Annotated in this window: 15 protein-coding genes and 3 pseudogenes; 8 read left to right on the forward strand and 10 right to left on the reverse strand. The window is 65.7% G+C overall.

Annotated features, from left to right (window positions below; translation table 11 throughout):
* The first annotated feature begins 50 nt into the window (after positions 1 to 50).
* Positions 51 to 2,072, forward strand: a complete 2,022-nt coding sequence (locus Q2M23_RS02310) for an autotransporter assembly complex protein TamA (RefSeq protein WP_316394022.1) — start codon at positions 51 to 53, stop codon at positions 2,070 to 2,072.
* Positions 2,072 to 6,421, forward strand: coding sequence for a translocation/assembly module TamB domain-containing protein (locus tag Q2M23_RS02315; protein ID WP_316394023.1), 4,350 nt, complete (start codon positions 2,072 to 2,074; stop codon positions 6,419 to 6,421). The genes Q2M23_RS02310 and Q2M23_RS02315 overlap by 1 nt, the downstream gene beginning before the upstream one ends.
* A gap of 19 nt (positions 6,422 to 6,440) precedes the next feature.
* Here Q2M23_RS02315 and Q2M23_RS02320 read toward each other — a convergent pair.
* Positions 6,441 to 7,121 (reverse strand): annotated as a pseudogene (locus tag Q2M23_RS02320) (SDR family oxidoreductase); the annotation flags it as partial.
* Here Q2M23_RS02320 and Q2M23_RS02325 point away from each other — a divergent pair.
* The 3 genes and pseudogenes from Q2M23_RS02325 to Q2M23_RS02335 all read left to right on the forward strand — a co-directional run.
* Positions 7,113 to 7,575 (forward strand): annotated as a pseudogene (locus Q2M23_RS02325) (LysR substrate-binding domain-containing protein); the annotation flags it as partial. The pseudogenes Q2M23_RS02320 and Q2M23_RS02325 sit on opposite strands and share 9 nt — an antisense overlap.
* Positions 7,576 to 7,637: 62 nt before the next feature.
* The gene (locus Q2M23_RS02330; RefSeq protein WP_168855389.1) at positions 7,638 to 8,261 is read left to right on the forward strand and encodes a hypothetical protein; all 624 of its coding nucleotides are present in this window, start codon (positions 7,638 to 7,640) and stop codon (positions 8,259 to 8,261) included.
* Between the two features lie 199 nt (positions 8,262 to 8,460).
* A complete protein-coding gene (locus Q2M23_RS02335) occupies positions 8,461 to 9,234 on the forward strand; it encodes an SDR family NAD(P)-dependent oxidoreductase (RefSeq protein WP_253607047.1) in 774 nt (257 codons plus the stop codon).
* 119 nt (positions 9,235 to 9,353) lie between these two features.
* On the opposite strand, the gene Q2M23_RS02340 is transcribed toward Q2M23_RS02335, so the two are convergent.
* The 6 genes from Q2M23_RS02340 to Q2M23_RS02365 form a co-directional block, all read right to left on the reverse strand.
* A complete protein-coding gene (locus Q2M23_RS02340; protein WP_316394024.1) occupies positions 9,354 to 11,840 on the reverse strand; it encodes a TonB-dependent receptor in 2,487 nt (828 codons plus the stop codon).
* Between the two features lie 325 nt (positions 11,841 to 12,165).
* Entirely contained in the window at positions 12,166 to 12,840 is a 675-nt protein-coding gene (locus Q2M23_RS02345; RefSeq protein ID WP_316394025.1) for an RraA family protein, read from the reverse strand.
* Positions 12,841 to 13,026: 186 nt separating this feature from the next.
* Positions 13,027 to 14,052 carry an amidohydrolase family protein gene (locus Q2M23_RS02350; protein ID WP_057016890.1) on the reverse strand — a complete coding sequence of 342 codons (1,026 nt, stop codon included), beginning with the start codon at positions 14,050 to 14,052 and terminating at the stop codon, positions 13,027 to 13,029.
* Between the two features lie 22 nt (positions 14,053 to 14,074).
* Positions 14,075 to 15,403, reverse strand: coding sequence for an MFS transporter (locus Q2M23_RS02355; protein ID WP_316394027.1), 1,329 nt, complete (start codon positions 15,401 to 15,403; stop codon positions 14,075 to 14,077).
* A 29-nt stretch (positions 15,404 to 15,432) separates the two neighbouring features.
* Entirely contained in the window at positions 15,433 to 16,764 is a 1,332-nt protein-coding gene (locus Q2M23_RS02360) for an MFS transporter (RefSeq protein WP_316394028.1), read from the reverse strand.
* Positions 16,765 to 16,815: 51 nt separating this feature from the next.
* Entirely contained in the window at positions 16,816 to 17,802 is a 987-nt protein-coding gene (locus Q2M23_RS02365; RefSeq protein ID WP_316394029.1) for an NAD(P)-dependent oxidoreductase, read from the reverse strand.
* Positions 17,803 to 17,988: 186 nt separating this feature from the next.
* On the opposite strand from Q2M23_RS02365, the gene Q2M23_RS02370 reads away from it, so the two are divergent.
* Both Q2M23_RS02370 and Q2M23_RS02375 read left to right on the forward strand, forming a co-directional pair.
* Positions 17,989 to 18,924 carry a LysR substrate-binding domain-containing protein gene (locus Q2M23_RS02370; RefSeq protein ID WP_316394030.1) on the forward strand — a complete coding sequence of 312 codons (936 nt, stop codon included), beginning with the start codon at positions 17,989 to 17,991 and terminating at the stop codon, positions 18,922 to 18,924.
* A gap of 187 nt (positions 18,925 to 19,111) precedes the next feature.
* A complete protein-coding gene (locus tag Q2M23_RS02375; protein ID WP_057017007.1) occupies positions 19,112 to 19,462 on the forward strand; it encodes a hypothetical protein in 351 nt (116 codons plus the stop codon).
* Positions 19,463 to 19,484: 22 nt separating this feature from the next.
* Here Q2M23_RS02375 and Q2M23_RS02380 read toward each other — a convergent pair.
* Positions 19,485 to 20,379: pseudogene (locus Q2M23_RS02380) on the reverse strand (LysR family transcriptional regulator).
* 116 nt (positions 20,380 to 20,495) lie between these two features.
* Between Q2M23_RS02380 and Q2M23_RS02385 the strand changes: the two are divergent.
* On the forward strand, positions 20,496 to 21,374 hold the full coding sequence (locus Q2M23_RS02385; protein WP_316394033.1) for an NmrA family NAD(P)-binding protein: 879 nt from the start codon (positions 20,496 to 20,498) through the stop codon (positions 21,372 to 21,374).
* Positions 21,375 to 21,597: 223 nt separating this feature from the next.
* Here the strand turns inward: Q2M23_RS02385 and Q2M23_RS02390 are convergent, their stop codons facing one another.
* Both Q2M23_RS02390 and Q2M23_RS02395 read right to left on the reverse strand, forming a co-directional pair.
* Complete coding sequence (locus Q2M23_RS02390) at positions 21,598 to 22,308, reverse strand: glutamine amidotransferase-related protein (RefSeq protein ID WP_316394035.1); 711 nt, start codon at positions 22,306 to 22,308, stop codon at positions 21,598 to 21,600.
* 85 nt (positions 22,309 to 22,393) lie between these two features.
* Complete coding sequence (locus tag Q2M23_RS02395; RefSeq protein WP_316394126.1) at positions 22,394 to 23,332, reverse strand: hypothetical protein; 939 nt, start codon at positions 23,330 to 23,332, stop codon at positions 22,394 to 22,396.
* Positions 23,333 to 23,334 lie beyond the last annotated feature (2 nt).

Consider the following 23,334-nt stretch of genomic DNA (forward strand, 5'->3'; position numbering starts at 1 on the left):
CTCGGGTCGCGTCAACAGGCAGGCGGAGCGGAACAATCAAGCAAATCGTGGTGCGACGATGCCTGCCGCCTTTGCCGGGGCGGGCAGGGCGGAGGTATTTCATCGCTGCAGCGCGGCGCGTTCTGCGTTCGGCGTGCGTCGCTGTCGTCGGTTGCTCGCTGTGCGAGCAGGCTCACGCGCTCGACTTCTTTGGCCTGTTCGGTTCCGACGATCCGCCGCCGGTCAGCGCCACGACGCTGTCCTATCGGCTGGAGATCGAAGCCAAGACGCCGGAGGGCAAGAACGATAGCGACGCCGAACAGGCATTGCGCGATGCCGCCGGCACCTATCGCCTTCGACAGGAACCGCCGCCGGACGGGGAAGGTCTCGCGCGCCGGCTGCAGGCGGATATCAATCCGCTGCTCGATGCCCTTTGGGGGCTTGGCCGCTACAACGCCCAGATCGATGTGACGTTAGATGGAGTTCCAATCTCCCTCGACGAGATCGGGCTTGCCGCGGCCGCGCGCCGGGCCGACAGCTTTCGCAATCGGACCGTTGTGCCCGTCAAGGTCATCGCGCGACTTGGTCCGTTGTTCAAGCTGCGTGCCGTTGATGTAGACTATCCGCGCGACCAAGCGCCGCAGGGATTGCCGCGCCGCGCGTTTGCGCTGAAGTCCGGCGATCCCGCGATCTCTGCCGACCTGCGCGCCGCGCAGGTGAAGCTCGTCGACTGGTTCCGCAGCAACGGACATCCGCTCGCGAAGGTCGCCGACGTCAACGCCACCGTCGATCATGGCGCCGCCGCGATGGACCTTCGGCTTCGGGTCGAAGCGGGCCCCAAGGCCGGCATCGGCGCCGTGACGATCTCGGGCGGAGACGTCGATCCGAGAGTAGTGGCCACGCACGTCTACCTGAGGGAAGGCGAGCCTTATTCGCCAGAGCGGCTCGCCTTGGCGAAAACCTCGATCGCAAAGATCCCGGCCATCGGGGGAATTCGCGTCCGCGAGGCGGACCAGCTCGATGAGAATGGCAATCTGCCGGTCTTCATCGATTTGACGGAAAGGCCCAGGCACGCGGTGGGCCTCTCGGCGAAATATTCCACCGTCGATGGTCCCGGCATTGCTGGCTACTACGAGGATCGGAACATATTCGGCCGCGGCGAGCGCCTGAGGCTCGAAGCGTCCGCCTCGCTTTTGCAACGGATCGACGGCACGTCCTTCACCGGCTTCAATAATCTGAGCGGCTCGGATTTCGGCGCACGCTTTACCGGCACCTTCATCAAGCCGGGCTTGTTCGGTACGGCCAACGATCTACTGATCGAGGCCACTGCGTTCCGCGAGCGTGTCGGCAACAACGACCTCGGCGGTTACACTGACGACACGGTGCGCGGCACATTCGGCGTGATCCATCGCTTTTCGGAGGCGGCTTCGCTGCAGGCCGGTCTCCAGGTCGAGCAATCGAAATCGCAGGACGTGCTGGGGCGGGTCGATGCGACATTGATCGGCTTCACGGCGACCGGCCGCTACGACACGACAGACAATCCGCTCGACCCCACGCGCGGTGTGCGCCTCTCGGCGACCGTCAATGCCTATCCGAAGCTGATGGGTTCCACGATCGATCTGTTCGAAGCGCGGGTTGCGGGCTCGGCCTATTATGCGCTCGACGAGCAGGCCGACTACGTGCTGGCGGGTCGGTTGGCCGCAGGCTCGCTTGCGGGCGCGCCGCTCGACCAGATTCCGGACGCACATCGCTTCTTCGCTGGCGGCGGCGGATCCGTACGCGGTTACGGCTTCAACACCATTTCGCCGATGATGTTCGGTCAAATCACCGGTGGTCGCAGCCTGATCGAGGGCTCCGCCGAGGTGCGGGTCAGGATCACTCCCACCATCGGCCTCGTGCCATTCTTCGACTTTGGCACCGCCTCCCGATCGTCCCTGCCAGGCTTCGACGACTATGTGGGCTACGGCGCGGGACTTGGGTTGCGCTATCTCACGCCGGTCGGCCCGATCCGCCTTGACGTTGCGACACCGCTGAACCCTCGCCCCGGCGACAGCCGTTACGCGATCTATGTCAGCATTGGGCAAGCCTTCTGATGCGCATCCGACGGCTGTTCATTATCGGTTCCGCCGTCGCGGCCTTGGGTCTCATCGCTGCCGCGGTGCTTGGTGTCGTTCTCTACGGAATGGTGGGCGGGAGCGGCGAGAACCAGCAGGATGTGCTGGCCAGTCTCGTCTCGCGGACGCTCTCGACGCCGGCGACCCAGGTCCATGTCGGCGCCGTCGATGGTGTGCTGTCCTCGGATGCAACGGTCCGCGACGTTAGCATCACCGACAAGGACGGTGTCTGGCTGACGCTCGACAAGGCGCGCCTCGTCTGGCGACGCAGCGCATTGTTGCTGGGGCGGCTGGAAATCGACCGTCTCGAGATCGGCACGCTTGAGATCAGGCGAAAGCCGCTTCCGTCCGACCAGCCTGCCGCCGAGTCCGATCAGCCGATGCTGCCTGACCTTCCGGTGAAGGTGCAGGTGAAGGCTTTCGACCTGCGGGCCCTGACGCTGGGACAGTCGATTCTGGGTGAAGCTTTGAGTGTCGCGGCGACCGGCAATACCGAACTCGGCTCGCCCTCGGAAGGGCTCGTCTTCAACCTCGATGCCACCCGCAAGGATTTTCCGGGCCACTTCAAGGCCGCTCTCGCCTACGTTCCGCAGGGAAATGCGCTTACCCTCGACGTCACGCTCGACGAGCCAGCCCACGGACTCATGTCGAAGCTCGGCCATCTGCCGGGCGAGCCGCCCGTCACATTCGCACTGGGAGGCAAGGGCACGCTCGACAGCTTTCGCGGTGCCCTGAAGTTGCAGGCCGGCCCCACGATCGATGCGACCGGCACGATTGCGCTTGACCGAAACGGCGCGGCCCGAGTGCTCGCAACGCGCCTTGCCAGTCACCTCGAACCGTTGTTGCCGGCGATCGCCGCGCCGGTCTTCGCGGGCGAAACCCATCTCGACAGTACGACGCATTTTGGTGACGACGGCAGCGTCGCCCTGGACGGGCTGACGCTGACGAGCCGTCTCGCACGGCTCGACGCGAAAGGTCTGCTCCGAGCCGACAAGGTCCTGGATTTTGCGGCTTCGATCCGCGCCTTGCCAAGCAACGGCGACGTGACCGAGACTGACCAAGGCTCGATCCGCAGCCTCGTCTTCGACAGCCGCGTCAACGGCCCAATCAAGGCTCCTACAGCATCGGTCAAGCTCGCGCTGTCGGGTGCTCATCTGCCGGACGGAGACGTCGAGACGCTTGATGCTTCGATCACGGCCGTTCCTCGTGCCGAGGCCAGCGATCCCGCAACGCGTATCATTCTTGACGCGAACCTGCGCGCTTCCGGCATCGCGCCACGCGACGCGAGTTTGGCGGCCGCGATCGGCAACACCGCGTCGCTCGTGCTCCATGGCGATACGGACCTGGGCGGCCGCGCCAGGATCGAGCGTCTCGAGATCGGCACATCAACGGTTCAGGCCACCTATACAGGCGATGTCAGCGCCGATCGCCTGAATGGCCGGGCAACCGGAACCGTGCCCGACCTCGGCGCCTTTGCCGACCTTGGCGGGTTGAAGCTCAAGGGTTCGGTGGCGTTCGGCCTCGATCTCGACACGGATTTACAGCGTGGCAGCTTCGATATCAGAATGTCAGGTGCCGGCGAGAAGCTTGCGACGGGACTTGCGGCGCTCGATGGGCTCGCGGGGGCGCGGTTCGCACTGGCAGCGCACATCTCTGCTGACGGACGCGACACTTACACGGTCCGCGACGCGTCGATCGATGGTGCCCATGTTGCGGTTCGCGCCAAAGGAACAGTGACGCGCGACTCGAGCGACCTGTCGGCGCGTGTGGACCTGCCGGATCTCTCGGCGGCCGATGCTCGCCTCACCGGTGCGGGAGCTCTCGACGTCGGCCTGACCGGCGGGCTCGCACATCCCGGGGTTTCGTTCGCGGCCTCGGTGGATCGCGCCACCGCGATGCGGCGTCCGATTCCGCATCTCGGGCTCGCCGCGACGGTCAACGACATCAACGGAGTCTGTGCTGTCGAGGCCAAGCTCGACGGCTCCGTCGACGGCAAGCCAGCGCGCGGGATTGTTCAGCTGAGTCGTCGATCGTCGGAGCCCGACGATCGCGCAGCTCCCGCCGCTGCCGGTTGGCATGCAAAGACCATCGACATCGCGATCGGATCGGCATCCCTGAAGGGGGCAGCAACGATCGACGCCCAGAGATTCGCCAGCGGGCAGATTCGCTTCGCAGCCGGGGCGCTCGCCGATCTCTCGCCGCTTGCCCTTACAGAGCTCGCCGGTTCGGCCTCACTCGACCTTGCCGCTTCGGCCGATGGCGGCCAACAGTCGATCCGGCTTGCCGGCAAGGGCGCGGGAATCCGTGCCGCGGGTGCGGCCGTCCGCAGTTTCGATCTGCGCGCCGATGGCGCCGATCTCTACAGCCATCCGGTGCTCAATGCTGATGCGCAGGTCAATGGTGCCGAGTTCGGCGGTCAGACAGTCTCAAACGTCACGCTGGCGGCCGCGGGCAATGCCGATGCGAGCACGATCGGCCTGTCCGCCAAGGCTGCCGGATTCGATCTCGATGCCGCGGGTGCACTGACCACCAGGGAGCGGGTGCGGTTCGATCTCAACCGCTTCACCGCGCGCCGTGGCGCCAAAGCGATTGCGCTGCAGGGCCCCGCGGGCTTCACGCTCGACGATGGCACGGTGTTGATCGAGCATCTGGCGCTCGGGATTGGACGTGGCCGCTTCACGATGGACGGCAAAGCCGGTCAGGTGCTCGACCTTAAGGCCATGGCCAGCGCGATCCCGCTCGGCGAGGCCGATGTCGCGATACCCGGTCTGGGCCTGAGCGGGACCCTCGACGCGTCAGCGGCCATTGCGGGCTCCATGAGCGCGCCGACCGGCCAGTACAAGGTCGCGGTCAAGCAGCTCACCGCGCCGCAGACCAGAAGCGCCGGCCTGCCGCCGATCGACGTTGCCGCGGACGGACGGCTCGATGGCAGCCGCGCGAGCCTGAACACCACAATTGCCGCGGGAAGAGCCGGCGCGATCACGGCGTCGGGCACGGTGCCGTTCGACGCCACGGGTCCGATCGCGCTGACCGCGAAGGGCCGCCTCGATGCCGCCGTCGCCAATGCCGCGCTTTCCGCCTCCGGCCGTACCGTGTCCGGCAGCGTTACGCTCGATGCCCGTGTCGGCGGCACGCGTACCAGGCCCCAGATCGGCGGTGTCGCCACCATGAGCGGAGGTACCTTCCGTGACAGCATGCTCGGTACGCGCCTTGATGCCGTCGAGGCGAAAATCACCGCCGAAGGAGAGCGCATCGTCGTGGAGCGCCTGGCCGCGGTGACGCCCAACGGCGGTAAGTTGTCCGGCTCCGGTGAGGTAAGGGTCGCCCCGGATGCAGGTTTTCCAGGCACGATCTCGATTCGCGGTCAGCAGGCGACGCTTGCTTCCAGCGCGCTGGCGACCGCGCAGGCCAATCTCGCTATCGACGTCACAGGCGCCCTGGCGCGCGATCCGCGGATCGTCGGTCGCGTCGACTTGACTCGCGTCAACGTCGATATTCCGGATCGCCTGCCGTCGACGCTGAAGCCGATCGACGGCATCAACCATGTGAACGCCTCGGGGCAGGCCGCTGCACGGCTCGCAGCTGCGCGCAAGGCCGAGACGCCGAAAGGCAACAAGAAGCGTCCGGCGCTCTTCAACGCCGCGCTCGACGTGACAGTTTCGGCGCCGAACCACGTCTTCATCCATGGCCGCGGGGTAACCGCAGAACTCGGCGGCTCCGTTCATGTCGGCGGCACGAGCAACGCGCCGGTTCCGAAGGGGGCTTTCTCGCTCTATCAGGGCAAGCTGGTGGTGCTCGGAAAGACGCTGACCTTCACCAAGGGCAATCTCTCCTTCAATGGCGATCTCGCGCCCGAGCTCGATTTCGCGGCAGAGATACAGGCCTCTGACATCACCGCGCAGGTCGGAATCTCGGGCCCGGCGGCCGCGCCGGTCTTCGCCTTCCATTCGCAGCCCGAGTTGCCGCAGGACGAGATCCTGTCGCGCATTCTCTTTCAGAAGGGTTCGGGCAGCCTGACGACCTCGCAGGCCGTGCAGCTCGCCGGGGCCGCCGCTCAGTTCGCAAGCGGTGGCGAGGGAACGGTGGACCGCATGCGCCGCTCGCTCGGGGTCGACAATCTGGACGTCGGCGCCGGAGCGGGCGGTCCGATGGTCGGCGCCTCGCGCGCGATCGGCGACAGGCTGAGCGTGGGCGTGCGGACGGGCGCGAGCGCCAGCCAGTCAGGAGTGTCGGCCAATGTCGACGTGACGCGCCATATCCGCGTCGAGTCGGATGTCGATGCGAAGGGCTCGACATCCGTCGGAGTCGGCACGCGATTCGAATGGTAAGGGCGACCGAGATCGCGCCTCACTTCGTGGTGTAGCCGCCGTTGGCGAGGATGGTCTGGCCGGTCATCCACCAGCCGTCCGACACCAGCAGGCGGATCCACGGCACGATGTCCTTGATGTCGGTGAGCCCGGTCCTGGAGAAGCCCGACAGCGACGCCGCCGATTTGTGATAGGCGACCGCGTCCGCGCCTTCGGCCGGATAGAAGAACGGCGTGTCCATCGGTCCGGGTCCGATCGCGGTGACCGAGATGCCGCGCGCGCCGAACTCTTTCGATGCCGCGCGGGTGAAATGCTCGACCGGCGCCTTGGTCCCGGCATAGGCCGCATAGAACGGCGCGTAGGCGCCGAGCAGCGAGGTCACCAGCGTGCAGATCTTGCCGTTGTCGTTGACGTGGCGGCCGGCCTCCTTGAGGAAGAAGAACGCGGACTTGGCGTTGACCGCGCTCATCGCGTCATATTCGGCTTCCGAGATCTCGATCATCGGTTTCTTCAACACCTTGCCGACGGTGTTGATCGCGATGTCGGGGCGGCCGATCGCGGCGACCGCCTCGGCGAACAGTTTTTCCATCGCGCCCGATGTCGTGAGGTTGGCCTGGAAGGCGACCGCCTTGCTGCCTGCGGCCTGCAGCGCCGCCACCGTCGCGTCGGCATCGGCCTTGGTGGCCGCGCTGTTGTAGTGGATCGCGATCGCAGCGATTCCGGTCTGATCGCAGCCGCTCGGCGATCTGACGCTGATGAATGTCGCAGGCCCCGGATATCTCGCACGCCACGGCACGCCGCGAACGCCCGACGATCTCGGCGCGCATTGGGCGGTCAACTACGCCTCGCCCTCCACCGGCCGCATCGAGGAGTGGGAGTGGAGCGAGCAGGGCGCGTCGCGCGGCATCGCGCTGCGCGGCCGCGTCACCGTCAACAGCGCCGAGGCCTATATCGCCTGCTGCCTCGCCGGCCTTGGCCTGATCCAGATTCCCGCCTACGACGTGAAGCGGCACCTCGATGCCGGAGAGCTCGTCGAGCTGATGCCGCGGCACCGCGCCGCGCCGATGCCGATGACCTTGCTCTATCCGCACCGTCAGCATCTATCGCGGCGGCTGCAGGTGTTTGCCGACTGGCTGACGGATTTGCTGAAACAGAAGCTGCTCGCGGCGGGGTAGGGCGCAGGCTGGTGTTCCCGGTCGGTGGGACGTATAATCCCTGTGCTCGTGACGGTAATCTGATGACCACTTTGGTAAGCAAACTCGGCCCCGCAATCGCAGTGTTGGCGCTGTGCCTGAGCGGCCAGCAGCAGGCCAGTGCCCAGGCCGGCCCGGTGCGCTACTGGACGCCGGGCTCGCTGTTCGGCTTCGGCGGCAGCCTCGCCGACGGCCAGAAGGCGGATACCTACGGAAACTTTCCGAGCTTTGACGCCGCCGGCGCGCAAGGCGGCGATTTTTCGTATCTGAACGGCCGGCCCGACGGCTGGTTCGCCGGCAGCGAAGGCGGTCGCGTCGGCTGGAACGCGCTCGGCCAATCGGCGGCGTTCGGCTCGCTGGAATATCAGGGCGCGCAGTTCGGCTACAATTTCAGGGGCGTCGGCAATACGCCCGTGACCTTCTTCGCCGGCTTCGACACGCTGAAATACAATCCGCCCGGGGCCGGCGGACCGCTGGCGCCGTTCAGCGGCAATCCCGGCGTCAACGCCGGCTATTCTGCGCGCGCGGGACTCGAGTTCCGGCCGACTTCGAATCTCAGCCTGTCCTTCGGCGCGAGCTTCACCCAGCAAGGGGCGGAGCGGATGGACAGCGACATCCATTCGCAGCTGCTGCCCGGCCAGTCTCCGGTTCTGTTCGGCGGCCGCTAAGGCGCGATCAGATTAGGCTGAATCGTCATCGCGCTTTAGCTCTTTGTTTGAGCATGATCTTTTCGGAAAACCGCTTCGCACTTTTTCCGGATCAAGCTTTAGCGGGTCAGCGCAAGACGGCAGCGCTGCGGTCCTGATTCAACCAAAACTTCAGAATCCAAGAAGGCTCGAAGTCACGGGCACAGTCAGGATCGAAAACATGGACATGCAGGGCAAGATCGCACTCGTCACCGCCGCGGCATCCGGCGCGGGCCGCGCCGGGGCACGCATCCTCGCGCGCGAGGGCGCGGCGGTCGCGGTGGTCGACCAGAACGAGGCTGGCGCGAAGGCGGTGGTCGACGAGATCAAAAAGGGCGGCGGGCGCGCGCTGGCGCTGACCGGCGATCTGCGCGACGACGGCTTTGCGCGCGACATCGTCACGGCGACCGTGAAGGAATTTGGAGCGCTCGACTGCGTGTGGAATCACCTCGGCATTCCCGGTCCGTCCGTGATTGACGATCTGGAAGGCTGGGATCTCAGCGTCGATCTCAACCTGCGCTCGCAGCTGATCACCACCAACGCGGCGCTCGGCCAGATGACCGCGCGGCGCCAGGGCAGCATCCTGTTCACTGCATCGACCTCGGGCCTGGTCGGCTCGCCGTGGAGTCCGACCTATTCGGCGGCCAAGGCCGGCGTGATCGGGCTGGCGCGCGCGCTCGCCAAGCGCCACGCCAAGGACGGCGTCCGCGTCAACGCGATCTGCCCCGGTGCGATCGACACGCCGATGCTGCGGGTGTTCGTCAACCGGCCGGACCAGCCGGGCCACAACGAGGCCGATCCAGAGGAGCTGATCAAGGCCGCGGTCACCCGCAATCCGATGGGCCGCGCCGCGCGTCCCGAGGAGATCGCGGAGGTCGCGGTGTTCCTGCTGTCGGACAAGGCGTCGTTCGTCACCGGCATCGCGATGCCGGTCGATGGCGGGACGGTGGCGTAGCGTCTTCCAGGAATTGCCCTAAAGCATGATCCGGAAAAGTGCGAAGCGGTTTTCCGAAAAGATCATGCTCAAACAAAGAGCTAAAGCGCGATGACGATTCAACCTAATCACATCGCGCTTTAGAACTTCGCCCTGATGCCGGCATAGGCGGCGAGCGGCATGCCGGGCACGAAGGTGCGCGGATCGGTCAGCTGCGCCATCAAATTGGGCGCGGCTCCGGCGCTGGCAAAGCCGCCAGTCTCGTAGAACGCGCCGCCGAGATAATAATGCTGGTTGAAGACGTTGTTGATCAGGCCGAACACCTCGATATTCGGCGTGATCCTGTAGGAGGTGTGCAGGTTCACGACCGCGTAGGCCGGGACCTTCTGGCTCTGGTTGGTGTCGTCGCCGATCAGCCACTGGCTGCCGACCACGTTGATGTCGGCGCCGACCTTCCATGCGTCGGTGGCGAGGTACTCGACACCTGCCTTGAAGCGGTGCGCCGGAATGCCCGGGATATGGTCGCCCGGCTTGACGTTGATGAACCGGACGTCATCGTTGTTCGGGTCGGTCAGGGCGTTCGGGTTGTCGGGAGCCGGCAACGTGTTTGCGCTTCGATAGGTCGCGTCGATGAAGGTGTAGTTGGCATAGGCGTTCCAGCGATTGACGCGGTAGTCGAGCTTGGCTTCGATGCCCTGCCGCAGGGTCTGTCCCGCATTCTGGAAATAGCCGAAATTGCCTGTGCCGATGGGGCTCTGCACCCGGATGATGTCGTCGTCGGACAGAGTGTGGAACGCGCCGACGCCCCAGCTCAGCATGCCGGTCCTGGCGTCGTTGCCCCAGGTGCCGCGGAAGCCGGCCTCGATGGTGTGCGACACCACCTGCTTGAGCGGCGGATCGGACACCAGGAAGGAATCGATGACGCAGGGGCGGGCCGGATCGGAGCAGCCGAGCTCGAGCGGCGTCGGCGCGCGGTTGGCCTCCGAATAGCCGGCATAGAAGGTGAGGTTCGGGGTGATCTTGTAGGTGCCGCCGATCACCGGGTTGAGGCGCTGGAATCGGTTGCTGCTGTTGAGCTGGTCATTTGTCCCGGTCTGGTCCTGCAGATCGATCTGGGCATAGTTGAATCGTCCACCAGCAGTGACCGAGAACCTGTTCGTCACGTCGAAGGTATCGGTGAGATATACGCCGGTGTAGGTGTTGGTTGCGCGCAGGTCGACCGGGGCGAGACCGGCATCGGGCTGGTTGATGAAGATGCCGGTGCCGGTCACGAACAGGTTGTTCGGATCGATGGTTCCGAGCTCGCTGGTCGCCGTGAATTTCGTGTTGCCGTGGTCGACGCTGACGCCCATCACGACGTGGTTGTCGTGTCCGAACAGCTTGTCCGAGTTGGTCAGTTGGGCTGTGCCGCCGAAGCTGTTGGTCGCGGCCCGGTTGCGGTCGACTTCGCCAAGGAAGGCGTTGCCCAGCGTGTTCGGAACCGAGGGAGCTCCCGCCGGACCGAAAATCGGCAGGTCGTCGCCGATGCACAAACTGTCTCCCCCGTCGCAGGCATGCACGTCGGTGCCGTTGCCGTCGACATGGGTCTGCCGGAAGCCGCGGAAATAGGCATTGCCCTGGAAGGACCAGGTATCCGAGAAATTATGGTTCAGCGTGGCGTTGACGAAGGCGAGCTGAAGCAGCGTCGTCTGCGGCCAGGTGTAGACGCTCGACCAGCGCTGATTGAGCATCTGCACCGGCGTTGCCGCAACGTTGCCGAGCAGGTTGCTGGCGCCGGTGAAATTGACGTGAAATTCGGTGTCGTCGTTGCGTGCGCCAACATCCACATACATGCGGTTGATGTGCGACGAATTGGCGTAGTCGCGCCAGCCGCGATCATACGCGGATTCGAACGCAGCGTAGGCGGAGATGTTGTCCCTCTGGCCGCCGGCCTGCACGCTGCCCTGCACGCGCCCGTAAGAGCCGCCGAACAGTTCAGCCTCGGAGCCCTGATAGGTGAAGCCGTTCTTCATCTGGATGCTCAGCGCACCGCCGATCGCGTTGAGGCCGAACACCGGATTGTTGGGAAACAATGCGACGCTGTCGATGGCCTTTTCCGGGATGAAGTCCCAGTTGACCACGTCGCCCCAGGATTCGTTGATGCGCACGCCGTTCTGATAGACCGCGATGCCCTGCGGCGTGCCCTGGACCGGCGAGGCGGTAAAGCCGCGGTAGTCGAGGTTGCGCTGGAACGGATTGCCGGTCTGGTCGCCGAGCGTGACGCCGGGCAGCTTGCGGTTCACAGCATCGAGGAAGTTGGTCGAGTAGTTGTGGCTGAAATCCTGCGTCGTCATCACCGCGGTGTTGGACGGGACCTTGTCGCGATCAATCAGGGTGGAGTCGCGGTCGGAGGGGCCGGGTGCAGCGGTGCCGACATCGGGGCCCGCTGCCGGAGCAACAGGTCCGGTTCGGGTTCGCGCGGTTCGCGTGGTCCGAACCACCGGCCGTGCCGTCGGCCTTGCGCTGCGGGTGCCGGCCAGAGGTGTGGGCGCAATCACGTTGACGGGCGGCAGTTCAGTGGGGACCGGATCGGCCGTCTGAGCATGCAGGACAGTCGATGGCAGTGCAGAGCCAATAACAGCCAGCACGGCCGCAGCGCCTCGCGTATAGACCGAAGAAGACAAAGACCGTGTTGCCGCACGCAACAACGCAGCAGCCATGACGCCCACCCCCAAGCCGCGGTTCGGCTTGATCCCCGACGAACCTTGGCTCGGAGACTGCGGGAACGCCCTTGCTTTGGCAAACAAGATCAATGCCGGGGGACCGGGATTCTTTTCCATCTGGAATCGGGAAAAATTCCCGATTTTGATGGACGGGCACACGCACACGATACGGGCGGGATGATTCCGGCCGACTTGGCGCAAATTCGTGCCCAAAAGGCGGGCATCGCCGCCTTTGGGACCGCCGATCGTCTCAGTCCTTGAACTCGCAGCCGAGGCGCAGCAGGGCCTCGTCGACCCAGCGGCGGTCGCTGGTGCCGGCGAGGATTTGCTGGATGGCCTTTTCCTCGGTCGCCTTCTTGGCCTCGGTCAGCTTGCAGATCGCCTCGGCGTCGTCATGGGGCACGCAGAGCACGCCGTCGTCGTCGGCCACGACGAGATCGCCGGGCTCGACGATCATGCCGTCGATCGAGACGGCGCAGTTGATCTCGCCCGGGCCGTCCTTGTAGGGGCCGCGATGGGCGACGCCGGCGGCGAACACCGGGAACGATCCGGCGCGGATCGCGCCGGCATCGCGGATCGAGCCGTCGATCACGAAGCCCGCGACGCCCTTCTTCTCGGCCAGCGTCGACATGATTTCGCCGATGATGGCGTTGACGAGGACGCCGCCGGCATCGACCACGATGACGTCGCCGGGCTGGGCCAGGTCGATCGCCTTGTGGACCATCAGATTGTCGCCGGGACGGGTCTTGACCGTCAGCGCCGGGCCGCCGAGCCAGCCGCCCGCATGCATCGGCCGCAGCCGGTTGGTGCCCGCGATCCGCGACATCGAATCGCTGATATTGGCGACCGGCAGGGTGCGGTAGCGCGCGACGAGGTCAGGCGACACTTTCCGCTTCGCTTTGTGAATTGCAAATCCTATGGCCATCGGTTTTCTCCGAGATTGATTGGTTGAAGTCGATTGTCGGTCTTGCTGCTTGGTTGGACCCTCATGGTGAGGAGCGCGGAACGCGCGTCTCGAACCATGTGGCCCGGTTAGTGGCCTGCATCCCTCGAGACGCCCGCTTCGCGGGCACCTCAGGATGAGGAGTTGGAGTGCTTGTCTCGGCTTCGTTCAATGCGCGCGGCGTTCGAGATGGGCGTTGAGGCGAGGATAGACGCGGCGGGCGTTGCCTTCAAAGATCTTGGCCTTGTCCGCCGCGCTCAGCGGCAGCGCGTCGATATAGCGGCGGGTGTCGTCGAAGTGATGACCCGTTTCAGGATCGATGCCGCGGACCGCGCCGACCATTTCGGACGCAAACAGGATGTTCTCGACAGGGATTACCCTGGTCAACAGCTCGATGCCGGGCAAGTGATAGACGCAGGTGTCGAAGAACACGTTCTTCAAGAGATGCTCCGACAGCGGCGGCAGCTTCATGTCCTGCGCGAGGCCACGGTAGCGGCCCCAGTGGTAGGGCACCGCGCCGCCGCCATGCGGGATGATGAACCGCAGGGTCGGGAAGCGCTTGAACAGATCCGAAGTCAGGAACTGCATGAAGGCGGTGGTGTCGCCGTTGAGGTAATGCGCGCCGGTGCCGTGGAAGCAGGGATTGCAGGACGAGGAGACATGGACCATCGCCGGCACGTCGAGCTCGACCATCTTCTCATACAGCGGATACCACCATTCGTCGGTCAGCGGCGGATCGCACCAATAGCCGCCGGCGGGATCGGGGTTGAGGTTGCAGCCGACGAAGCCGAGCTGGGTCACGCAGCGCTCCAACTCCTCGATGCAGTTGGCAGGCTTGATGCCCGGGCTCTGCGGCAGCTGGCACACGGGGACGAAGTTCTGCGGGAACAGCGTGCAGACCCGGTGCACGAGGTCGTTGCAGATCGTGGTCCATTCGCGGCTGGTCGCTTCCTTGCCGACGTGATGTGCCATGCCGGCGGCGCGCGGCGAGAAGATGGTGACGTCGGTGCCGCGCTCCCTTTGCAGGCGAAGCTGCGCGCCCTCGACGCTGGAGCGGATCTCGTCATCGGTGATGCCGAGATTGGTGGTGAGCGGCCGGCGCGACTTGTCGGCGAGGCCGGCGAGCTGCTTGTCGCGGAAGATCTGCAGCTTGGCCGGCTCGGTGGTGTAATGGCCGTGACAATCGATGATCATGGTTGCTTCCTTGGCAGGGGTGTCAGTGTGCGACGGATGACGGGATCGCGCCCGTCAATTCCGTCTCGCGCGGCTTGACGCGCATGGTGGCGGCGATGGCGGAGGCGACGAGCAGGAAGCCGGCGATGCCGACCAATGCCCAGGAGAAGCTTCCGGTGGAGTCCTTGATCAGGCCGATGCACCACGGCCCGATCAGGCCGCCGAACTGCGCCAGCGTGTTGACCAGCGCGATCGAGGCGGCGCCGGCCGCGCCGGTCAGCAGCGAGGCATTGATGCTCCAGAACAGCGGGTTGCCGGCATTGAGGCTGAAGCCGACGATGCACAGGAACACGAAGGCCAGCACCGGGCTCGCGACATAGGCGCTGCCGAGCATCGCGACCGCGGCCAGCAGATAGACCGCCGCGAGATGAAACTTGCGATCGCCGGTCTTGTCCGAGCTGCGACTGACCACGATGGTGCCGATGACGCCGAGCAGCGGCGTGATTGCCGAGAGGAAGCCGACCTGGATGTTGCTGAGATCGCCCATGCCCTTGATGATCTGCGGCAGCCACAGCAAGAGGCCGTAGATCCCGACCAGTGCGCAGCCGAACAGCGCCGCCAGCAGCCAGACCCGGATATCGAGGACGCATTCGATCAACCTGTGCTTCCCCTGTTGTTCGATCTCGGCCCGCTCGGCGGCGAGTTCGCCTTCCAGCCAGGCCGCCTGTTCCTTGGTGAGCCAGCTCGCCTTGGCCGGGCGGTCGGTGAGATAATAGAGCGTGAACAGGCCGAGCAGAATGGTCGGCACGCCCTCGGCGAGGAACATCCATTGCCAGCCGTGGAGACCGGCAGTGCCATCGAACCAGGTCATGATGCTGGTCGAGATCGGCCCGCCCAAAACCGCCGAGAACGAGCCGGCGATGATGTATCCCGCCACCGCGCGGGCGCGATAGCGCGCCGGGAACCAGTAGGTGAGGTAAAGCACCACGCCGGGCATGAAGCCGGCTTCCGCGACGCCGAGCCCGAACCGCATCACATAGAGGCTGAGCGGATTCCAGACAAAGGCGGTCAACGCGGCGACCAGGCCCCAGGTGATCAGGATGCGCGCCAGCCAGATCCGGGCGCCGAGCCAGTGCAGCATCAGGTTGCTCGGCACCTCGAGCACCATGTAGCCGAGGAAGAAGATGCTGGCCGCGAAGCCGAAGATCGCGGGGCTGAGGCCGAGGTCCTTGTTCATCGTCAGCCCGGCATAGCCGAGATTGATACGGTCGAGATAGTTGAAGAACATCATCACGAACAGGATCGGGATCAGCCGCCAATAGACGCGGCGGATGGTCTGTTGTTCGAGCTCAGTGACGGACGCTCCGGCCATTGCAATCCTCCCGTTCATTGTGATGGCGTTCATTGGGTTGCGGCGCCATTTCGGACGTTGTTTGGGTGTCCGGCCTCTCGTTCGTGCGGCGGGCGTTCGGCTCCGTCCGGCGCGCCGCCCGCTGCCATTGTTCTGAGGTCGATGCCCTGCTGCTCGGGCAGCAGCAATGCCGCGCAGAACGCGGCGGTGTAGCCGCAGATGGCGCAGATCGCCATTGCGTCGCCGAGATGCATCCGCGTCGAGAGAATGCCGACGGTCGCCGGCACGATCGAGCCGAGGCCGCGCCCTGCGCTCAGCGCAAAGCCGGCGCCGTTGGCGCGGATGCTGGTCGGAAACAGCTCGGCAAAGGTCGGCATCAGGCCGGAGGCGAGGCCGGCCTGCAGCGCGCCGAGGAAGAATCCGAGGATGATGGTGATGCCTTGGCCGATCGGCGCCTGGGTGTAGACGACGACGTTCAGTGCCTGGCAGACCAGGAACAGCATGAAACCCTTGCGGCGGCCGATGCGGTCGGCGATCAGGCCGAAGGCGATCGGTCCGACGAACGATCCGAAGATGTTGACTGCGAGATAGCCGGCGGTGTGCGTGACCGGCAGATGCAGCCCGGTTTGCAGATAGGTCGGCAGCCAGGTGATCATCACATAAGCCGCGCCGAGCGTGCCGGTGGTGAAGAAGGTCGCGACCAGCGTCTTGAACAGATGCTCGCCGGTGAAGATGGTCCAGAAGCTGTGCGTCGGCGAGGCGGCGCGCTGTGCCTGCTCCTCGACGAAGATCGCGGATTCCGGCACGAAGCGACGGACGAAGAACACCAGCAGCGCGGGGAGGATTCCAATCGCGAAGAACACGCGCCAGGCCATGTCCTGCGACAGCCAGCCGAAGATGACGGGAAACAGCGCCACCGACAGCGCATTGCCGACGGCGTATCCGCTCTGGATCGCGGCGGCGACGCGGCCGCGCATGCCGGCCGAAACCACTTCGGCGACCAGCACGGCACCGACCGCGGCCTCGCCGCCATAGCCCATGCCCTGGATGGCGCGCGCGACCAAGAGATACCAGAAGCCGTCGGCAAAGGCGGCGGCAAAGGTCGAGACCGCGACCAGGAGGATGGTGAATTGCAGCACGCGCACCCGGCCGAACCGGTCCGCGGCAATTCCGGCGACCCAGCCGCCCAGGGCGGTGCCGATCAACGAGCTGGAAGCCAGAATGCCGGCGTCAGGCCGCGACAAGCTCAGCGTTGCGATCAGCGACGGCGTGACCAGCGCGTAGATCGTGGTGTCCATCGAATCGAGCGCAAGGCCGCCGAAGGCGGCGAAGAAGGTCTTGCGTTCGACGGCGGACAGCTTGGACAGCCACCCCAGATTCATGTTCGTTTCCTCTTGATGTCGCGGCCTCTTGGTGGGCCGTTTCTGCGAGATTTAAGACGCGTCGAGTGCCGCCGGGTTGACCACATTGGCGCGATCGATGTCGCGTTGCGTGAGGACAGCTGCGATGTTGCGCGCGGCCTCGACGCCGGTCCGCGTGATCGATGCGCCGGTTTGGGCTGCGATATGCGGCGTCACGATCAGGTTCGGCGCCTGCAGGATCGGCCGGTCCTTCGCCGGCGGCTCCTCCGCCAGCGTATCGAGGCCGGCGCCGGCGAGATGGCCGCTTCGCAGCGCTGCGCAAAGCGCGTCCTCGTCGACCAGCGCGCCGCGCGCGGTGTTGATCAGGAGGGAGCCAGGCTTCATGGCGTTGAGCCGCCCGGCATCGATCATGCCGCGCGTCGCATCGGTCAGCGGTGCGTGCAGGCTGACGATGTCGGAGACCGCGAGCAATTCGGCGAGGTCGACGGCTTCGCACGCCAGTGCCGGATCGACACGGCCTTTGCTTCGGCCGAGCGCAACGACGCTCATGCCGAGCGCGGCCGCCGCGCGCGCGACATGCCGGGCGATGCGGCCGAAGCCGACCAGGCCGATCGTGCGGCCGCGGACTTCGCGGCCGCGATAGGTGGCGCGGTCCCAGGCGCCGGAATGGGTTCGCGCGTTCAGGCTGACGACGTCGCGCCCGAGCGCGAGGATCAGCGCGATGGTGTGCTCGGCAACCGCGGGCGCATTCGCGTCGCCCGCGACCATCACCAGCACGCGCTTGGCCGTTGCGGCATCGATATCGACGCTGTCGACGCCGGCGCCGTGCTTTGCGATCACGCGCAAATGCGGATTGCCGGCGATGGTGGCGGCGGAGAATACCGGATTGCCGCGCATCAGGATCGCCTGCGTCGGTGCCCGCGCCATCTCGTGCGTGAGACGCTCAGGGGTGACGGCATCGCGCATCAGCACGACATCTGCACCGATCTCGCTGAGGACATTGACGGCGGCCGGCGCGAGGCTGTCGCCGGTGACGAGAACGCGAAACGGAACGGTCATCTTCTATCGTTCGCTGCGATATTGCATGGCTGACCCGCTGCGAGCGCCGCGCCGTCGTGCCTGAACCTGACGCATTTCCCGCGCTTCTCCCTTGGAGGACTGGTGATTTCGCGCGAAGATCGGGAAACGGCCCCGCGAGGTCAAATACCTTGTTGACCTCCGACTTATAGGGAATCGGAATAAGCGATGGATTACAGGCAGCTTCGTTACTTCATCGCGGTGGCCGAAGAGCTCAGCTTCAGCCGCGCAGCCAAACGCCTGCATGTCAGCCAGCCGCCGCTGAGCACGCAGATCAAGGCGATGGAGGAAGAACTCGGCACGCGCCTGTTGGCGCGGACGCGGCGCGCGGTGGAACTGACGCAAGCCGGACAATTGCTGCTGGAACATGCGCGGCGCGCGGTCAGCGAGCTTGATCTGGCGTCGGAGACGGTGCGCCGTGCGGCGCGCGGCGAGGCCGGCATGATCCGCGTCGGCTTCACCGGCTCGGTCCCGATGCTCGACATGTTCGCCGAGCTGTTCCGCAGCTTTCGCGCCAGCTATCCGCGCGTGAAGATCGAGCTCCGGCACATGTCGACGGCAACGCAGCTGCGCGCGCTTGCCGACGCCGAGCTCGATGTCGCGATCATGCGTCCGCCGCTCGATTTCAGGCCGGCGGCCGATCTGCAGGTCCATGTGGTGTGGCGCGACCGGCTGATGGTGTTCCTGCCGCTGGATCATCCGCTGGCCGGCGCGAAGGGGGCGCTCGAGATGGCCGACCTTGCCGAGCATGAATTCGTCGGTATGGCCGAGAGCGGCTGCGGCGTCGGCGATCAGGCCGCGATGCTGTGCCGGCGGGCGGGCTTTGCCCCGCGCGTGGTGCAGGAGGCGCATGAGCTGCGCACCGTGCTCAGCCTGGTTGCGGCCGGGATCGGGCTTTCGATCCTGCCGTCCTGCTATCAGCAGGCTGGCGTGATGAATGTGGTGGCGAAGCCGCTGGACACGCCGGATGCGGAGAGCCGCATGCTGGTGGCGATGCGTTCCAACGCCTCGCTGCTGCCGCGCCGATTCATCGAATGCGCGCTGCAGGCGGCGTCGCGCAGCACACCGCCGCTCGTTCCGGAGGTTGCGGCAGTGAGTCGTTGATCGTGCCGCACGCCCTATACTTTCGTCGGCCGTAGTCTTCCGGCATCCCGTCTGGCCCTGCTCTTGCATCGTTCAATGTCAGGTGCTGGGGCGCGGATGTGTCGTGTTCTCGCCTGCGGCGGCAGCGTCGCAGGCGAGCAGTCTGTGACGCGCCCGCAGCTGGACAGACGCTTACGGAGACGACGACATGCACGCCATCACGCGTGCGGCACTGCTGCTCGGGACGATGTGGCTGACATCGCCGACCCTGGCGCGGGACGACGGCCGCTACGCCAATTCACCGCTAAAGCCCTGGTTCGAAAGCCTGCACAGCGGCTATGGACAATGCTGCTCGGATGCTGACGGCTATGTGGTCGCCGATCCCGACTGGGAGTCGGATCACGGCCACTATCGCGTGCTCATCGACAATGAATGGGTTGTCGTGCCGAACGAGGCGGTGATCACCGAGCCGAACAAGGTCGGGCGCACCATGGTGTGGAAGCACTATATCGACGGCCACCCGCGCGTGCGCTGCTTCATGCCGGGCAGCATGACCTGAGGCGCATCGTCCGGGCTGCAACTCAGGCCGGCGGGACGAACACCCGGTTCGGGAATGCCTGCTCGACGACGTCGAGAAACGCGCGAACCTTTGCGCCGACCAGCCGTCGCGAGCTCTGCAGTGCCCAGATATCGACCGGAGGTCTGGCATCCGTTCCCCAATAGGCAAGCCGACCCGCGGCAATGTCGTCATCGACCAGCAGCTTCGGCAGCAGTGCCGCGCCCGCGCCTGCGAGCACCGCATCGCGCATCATCAGCATCGATGAGAGACGCAGCATTGGCCGCGGCCTGAGCATCATTTCTTCGCGTTCATGTCGGATGCGCCAGAGCGTGTCCAGCGGCGTCTGCAACATCAGAACGGCATCGACGGAGACGCCATTCGGATCGCGCGCGGCGGTCGTCGGCCGTTGTCGATCGGGATGCGCCACGACGAGCAGTTCGTCGCTGAGGAAGCGGCGGCCGACCAGACGTTCATCCGCTGACGGGTTGATGCGGATGACGAGGTCATAGCCGTCCTCGACCGGGTCGACCAGGCGATCCTCGCGACGATCTCGAGCTGGACGTCGGGATAGGCGTGCGCAAAGCGCGCACCGATCCGGCCGAACGCGACATGGGCAGCAAGACCGGCGCACTGACCCGCAAGCGGCCGCGCGGCGTCGACGCGCCGAGCACCACGGCTTCGCCGGCCTCGGCGATGTCGGACAGCGGACCGCTGGTACGCTCGTGCAGCGCGCGGCCCTCATCGGTCAGTCGCAGACTCTGCGAACCCCGCTCGATCAAGCGGACGCCGAGACTCTGTTCCAGTTCGGCGACGCGGCGGGACAGCGTGGCCTTGGCCCGTCCGGAAGCGCGGCTGGCGCGGCCGAACCCGCCATGCGCGGCCACCAGGTTGAAATCGGTGAGCGCCTGAAGGTCCATCGAAATGTTCCATATTCGAAACGGTCTGTTCAGAGAATGCCATCTTCAAAGGAAAATTGGAACGGATAGCTTCTCTGCAACGGCAGACGGTCTGCCCCAAAAGAGGAGCATTCGACATGGCCATTCTGGTGACAGGCAGCACGGGCACCATCGGCACCCAGGTTCTCAATCATCTCGCCGGTCAGGGCGTCGAGGTTCGGGCCCTGACGCGTTCGCCCGGCAAGACGCAATTTCCGCAGCACGTGACGGCGGTTCGCGGCGATCTTGCCGACGTGGATTCGGTCCGCGCGGCGCTCATTGGCGTCAGCACGCTTTTCCTGCTGGTTCCGAACGCCGCCGACGAACTGACGCAGGCGATGCTGACGTTGACTGCCGCGCGCGAGGCCGGCGTCAAGGGCATCGTCTATCTCTCGGTGTTCAAGGGCGAGGCCTATGCGGACGTGCCGCATTTCGCCGGCAAGCACACGGTCGAGCGGATGATCGAGGCGCTCGATCTTCCCGCGACTGTCCTGCGTCCGGCCTATTTCATCCAGAACGATCTTCGGCTGAAGGAGCCGCTGCTGAACTTCGGCGCCTACGGCATGCCGATCGGCGCGAAGGGCATCTCGATGGTCGATATCCGCGACATCGGCGAGGCGGCCGCGATCGAGCTGCTGCGCCGCGAGCGCGCGTCCGCCCCGCTCGGCCGCGAGACTTACGCGCTGGTTGGCCCCGACGTCGTGACCGGCGAGGGCGCGGCTGCGATCTGGCGCGATGAGCTTGGCCGCGCGATAAGCTATGGCGGCGACGATCTCGCAGCGATGGAGCAGCGTTTCAAGGCAGCGATGCCGGCATGGCTCGCGCTCGACATGCGCCTCATGTTTGGCCGGTACCAGAGCGACGGCGCGGTCGCGACGGCCGACGAGCTGGCACGCCTGACGAAGCTGCTCGGCCGCGCGCCGCGGGCCTATCGCGATTTCGCCCGCGACGCCGCCGCGCAGTGGCACAAGGGCTAGCTGCGAATGAAGGCTTTACAGCGAAGCAAGCGCTTCCTTCAGCTCTCCCCCGCGTGCGGGGAGAGGTCGCATCGCATCGAAGATGCGATGCGGGTGAGGGGGGAGCCTCCGCGAATTTTTCTGGCTCCGTTGACGTGGTGACAGCCCCTCACCCCAACCCTCTCCCCGTAAGAACGGGGCGAGGGAGCGCAGTTCCGTTGCGGCCGCCAAGCGAACACGATGTCTAGTTGCTACGGCGCACGAGGAAGCGCGTGATCACGCCGCCAAGCGTGGCGTGGTCGAGCGGTTCGGTGAGCGAAGTCTTGGCGGCTTCGATCAGGGCATCCGGCGCGAGGCCGCGGCGCAGGTCGCACAGCGCGTCGGCATAGTCGGCGGTGAATTCCGGATGCGGCTGCACCGACAGCGTCGTGCCGTTGGCGTAGAGCAGGGCGGCGTGCGGCGTGAACCCGGACGAGAGGATGGTGCGCGCTGAGGCGGGCGGGGTGATCACCTGGTCCTGATGCGAGCAGGCGACGGCGATCGTCTCGCCGTCGATCAGTCCGTTGTCCGGCGCGATCCGATAGACATGGCGTCCGATGCCCCAGCCTTTCTCGGATTTGCGCACCGTGCCGCCGAGCGCCTGCGCGATCAGCTGATGGCCGAAGCAGACGCCGACGGTTGGAATGCGCTTGTCATGGGCCGTGCGCACGAAGGCTTCGAGCGGCGCGATCCACGCGACGTCGTCGTAGACGCCGGTGGCCGATCCCGTGATCAGGATCGCATCCAATGCGACCGGATCCGGCAGCGTCTCGCCATTGGCGAGGCTGACGACGTCGCAGGTAACAGAGGAATCGGCGGTGGCTACCATCCGCTGAAACATCTGCGGATAGCTGCCGTGGCGCTCGCGGAATTGCGGACTGACGAGCCCGGTTTCGATGATGGTGATGCGGGGCATGGAACGCGCTGACAGATGAGCGGGGATGCCTCAGCCTTTACTCCGAAAGCACTGGCGGCGACAAGCCGCGCGCGGCGGTCGCCGATCAATTCCGCGACGGTGCCGCCGCGTCGATCGTGGCGGTGTGCTGCGCTGTCGGCGCCGGCGTCGTTGCGACGATCACGGGCTCGGTGCGGTAGCGCGGCAGCTGATCCTCGAGCGAGTAGCCGACGCAGAGCGCGAGGCTCGACCAGACCGCCATGCTGAAATACAGCGACATCCAGGCGATCTCCTCGCGCCACTCGGCGATGTCGTGGGTCACGACCCAGCGCCGGCTGACGTCGCGCAAGCCTTCCAGCGGATGCAGCAGCGTGCCGCCGGCGGCGAGGTTGGCGCGCCAGCGATTCAGATACATCGGGACGTCGACGGTCATCAGGAAGGCGAGGAAGGCGGCGATGCCGAGGATCGCGACGATGAAGGCCCAGCGCACCGGGCCATGAAACTCCGGCAGCAGCCGGCACAGCGCGATCCCGACCAGGAAGAACACCACCGCCCAGATCGAGTTCTCGATCGCGTTGCAGAGATAATGGGTGGTCAGCACCGCATACCAGGAGAAGCATTCCGCGATCACGATCAGCGGCACGATGATCCAGGCGATGTTCACGGTGGTCTCGGCGCCGGTCATGGTGCCGAGCTGATGCAGGATGATCGCCCATTGCGCGGCGAAGCAAACCTCGGCGACGGTGGCGACGGTGCGGCCGACCACGACGCTCGACAGCCAGGTGTCGAACAGGCAGATGCGCTGCACGTCGGCGCGCGGCAGGACCGAGCGGAAGGCACAGCCGAACACATAGGCCGCGCACAGCAGCATCATCAGGCCGATGCCCGAGGTGTTGCTGAAGCTGCCATTGGCTTGTTCATTGAACTGGCGGTAGAGCGCGAACCAGATCGCGATATTGGCGGCGCTGACGAGGCTCAAGAAGCCCCACCACCGGACCACTGGATTTGACCAAGCCAGCGAAACCGGCCGTGCCCGCCACTCCATGC

This window comes from Bradyrhizobium sp. 33ap4 (genome assembly GCF_032654765.1).
Taxonomy (GTDB): Bacteria; Pseudomonadota; Alphaproteobacteria; order Rhizobiales; family Xanthobacteraceae; genus Bradyrhizobium; species Bradyrhizobium australafricanum.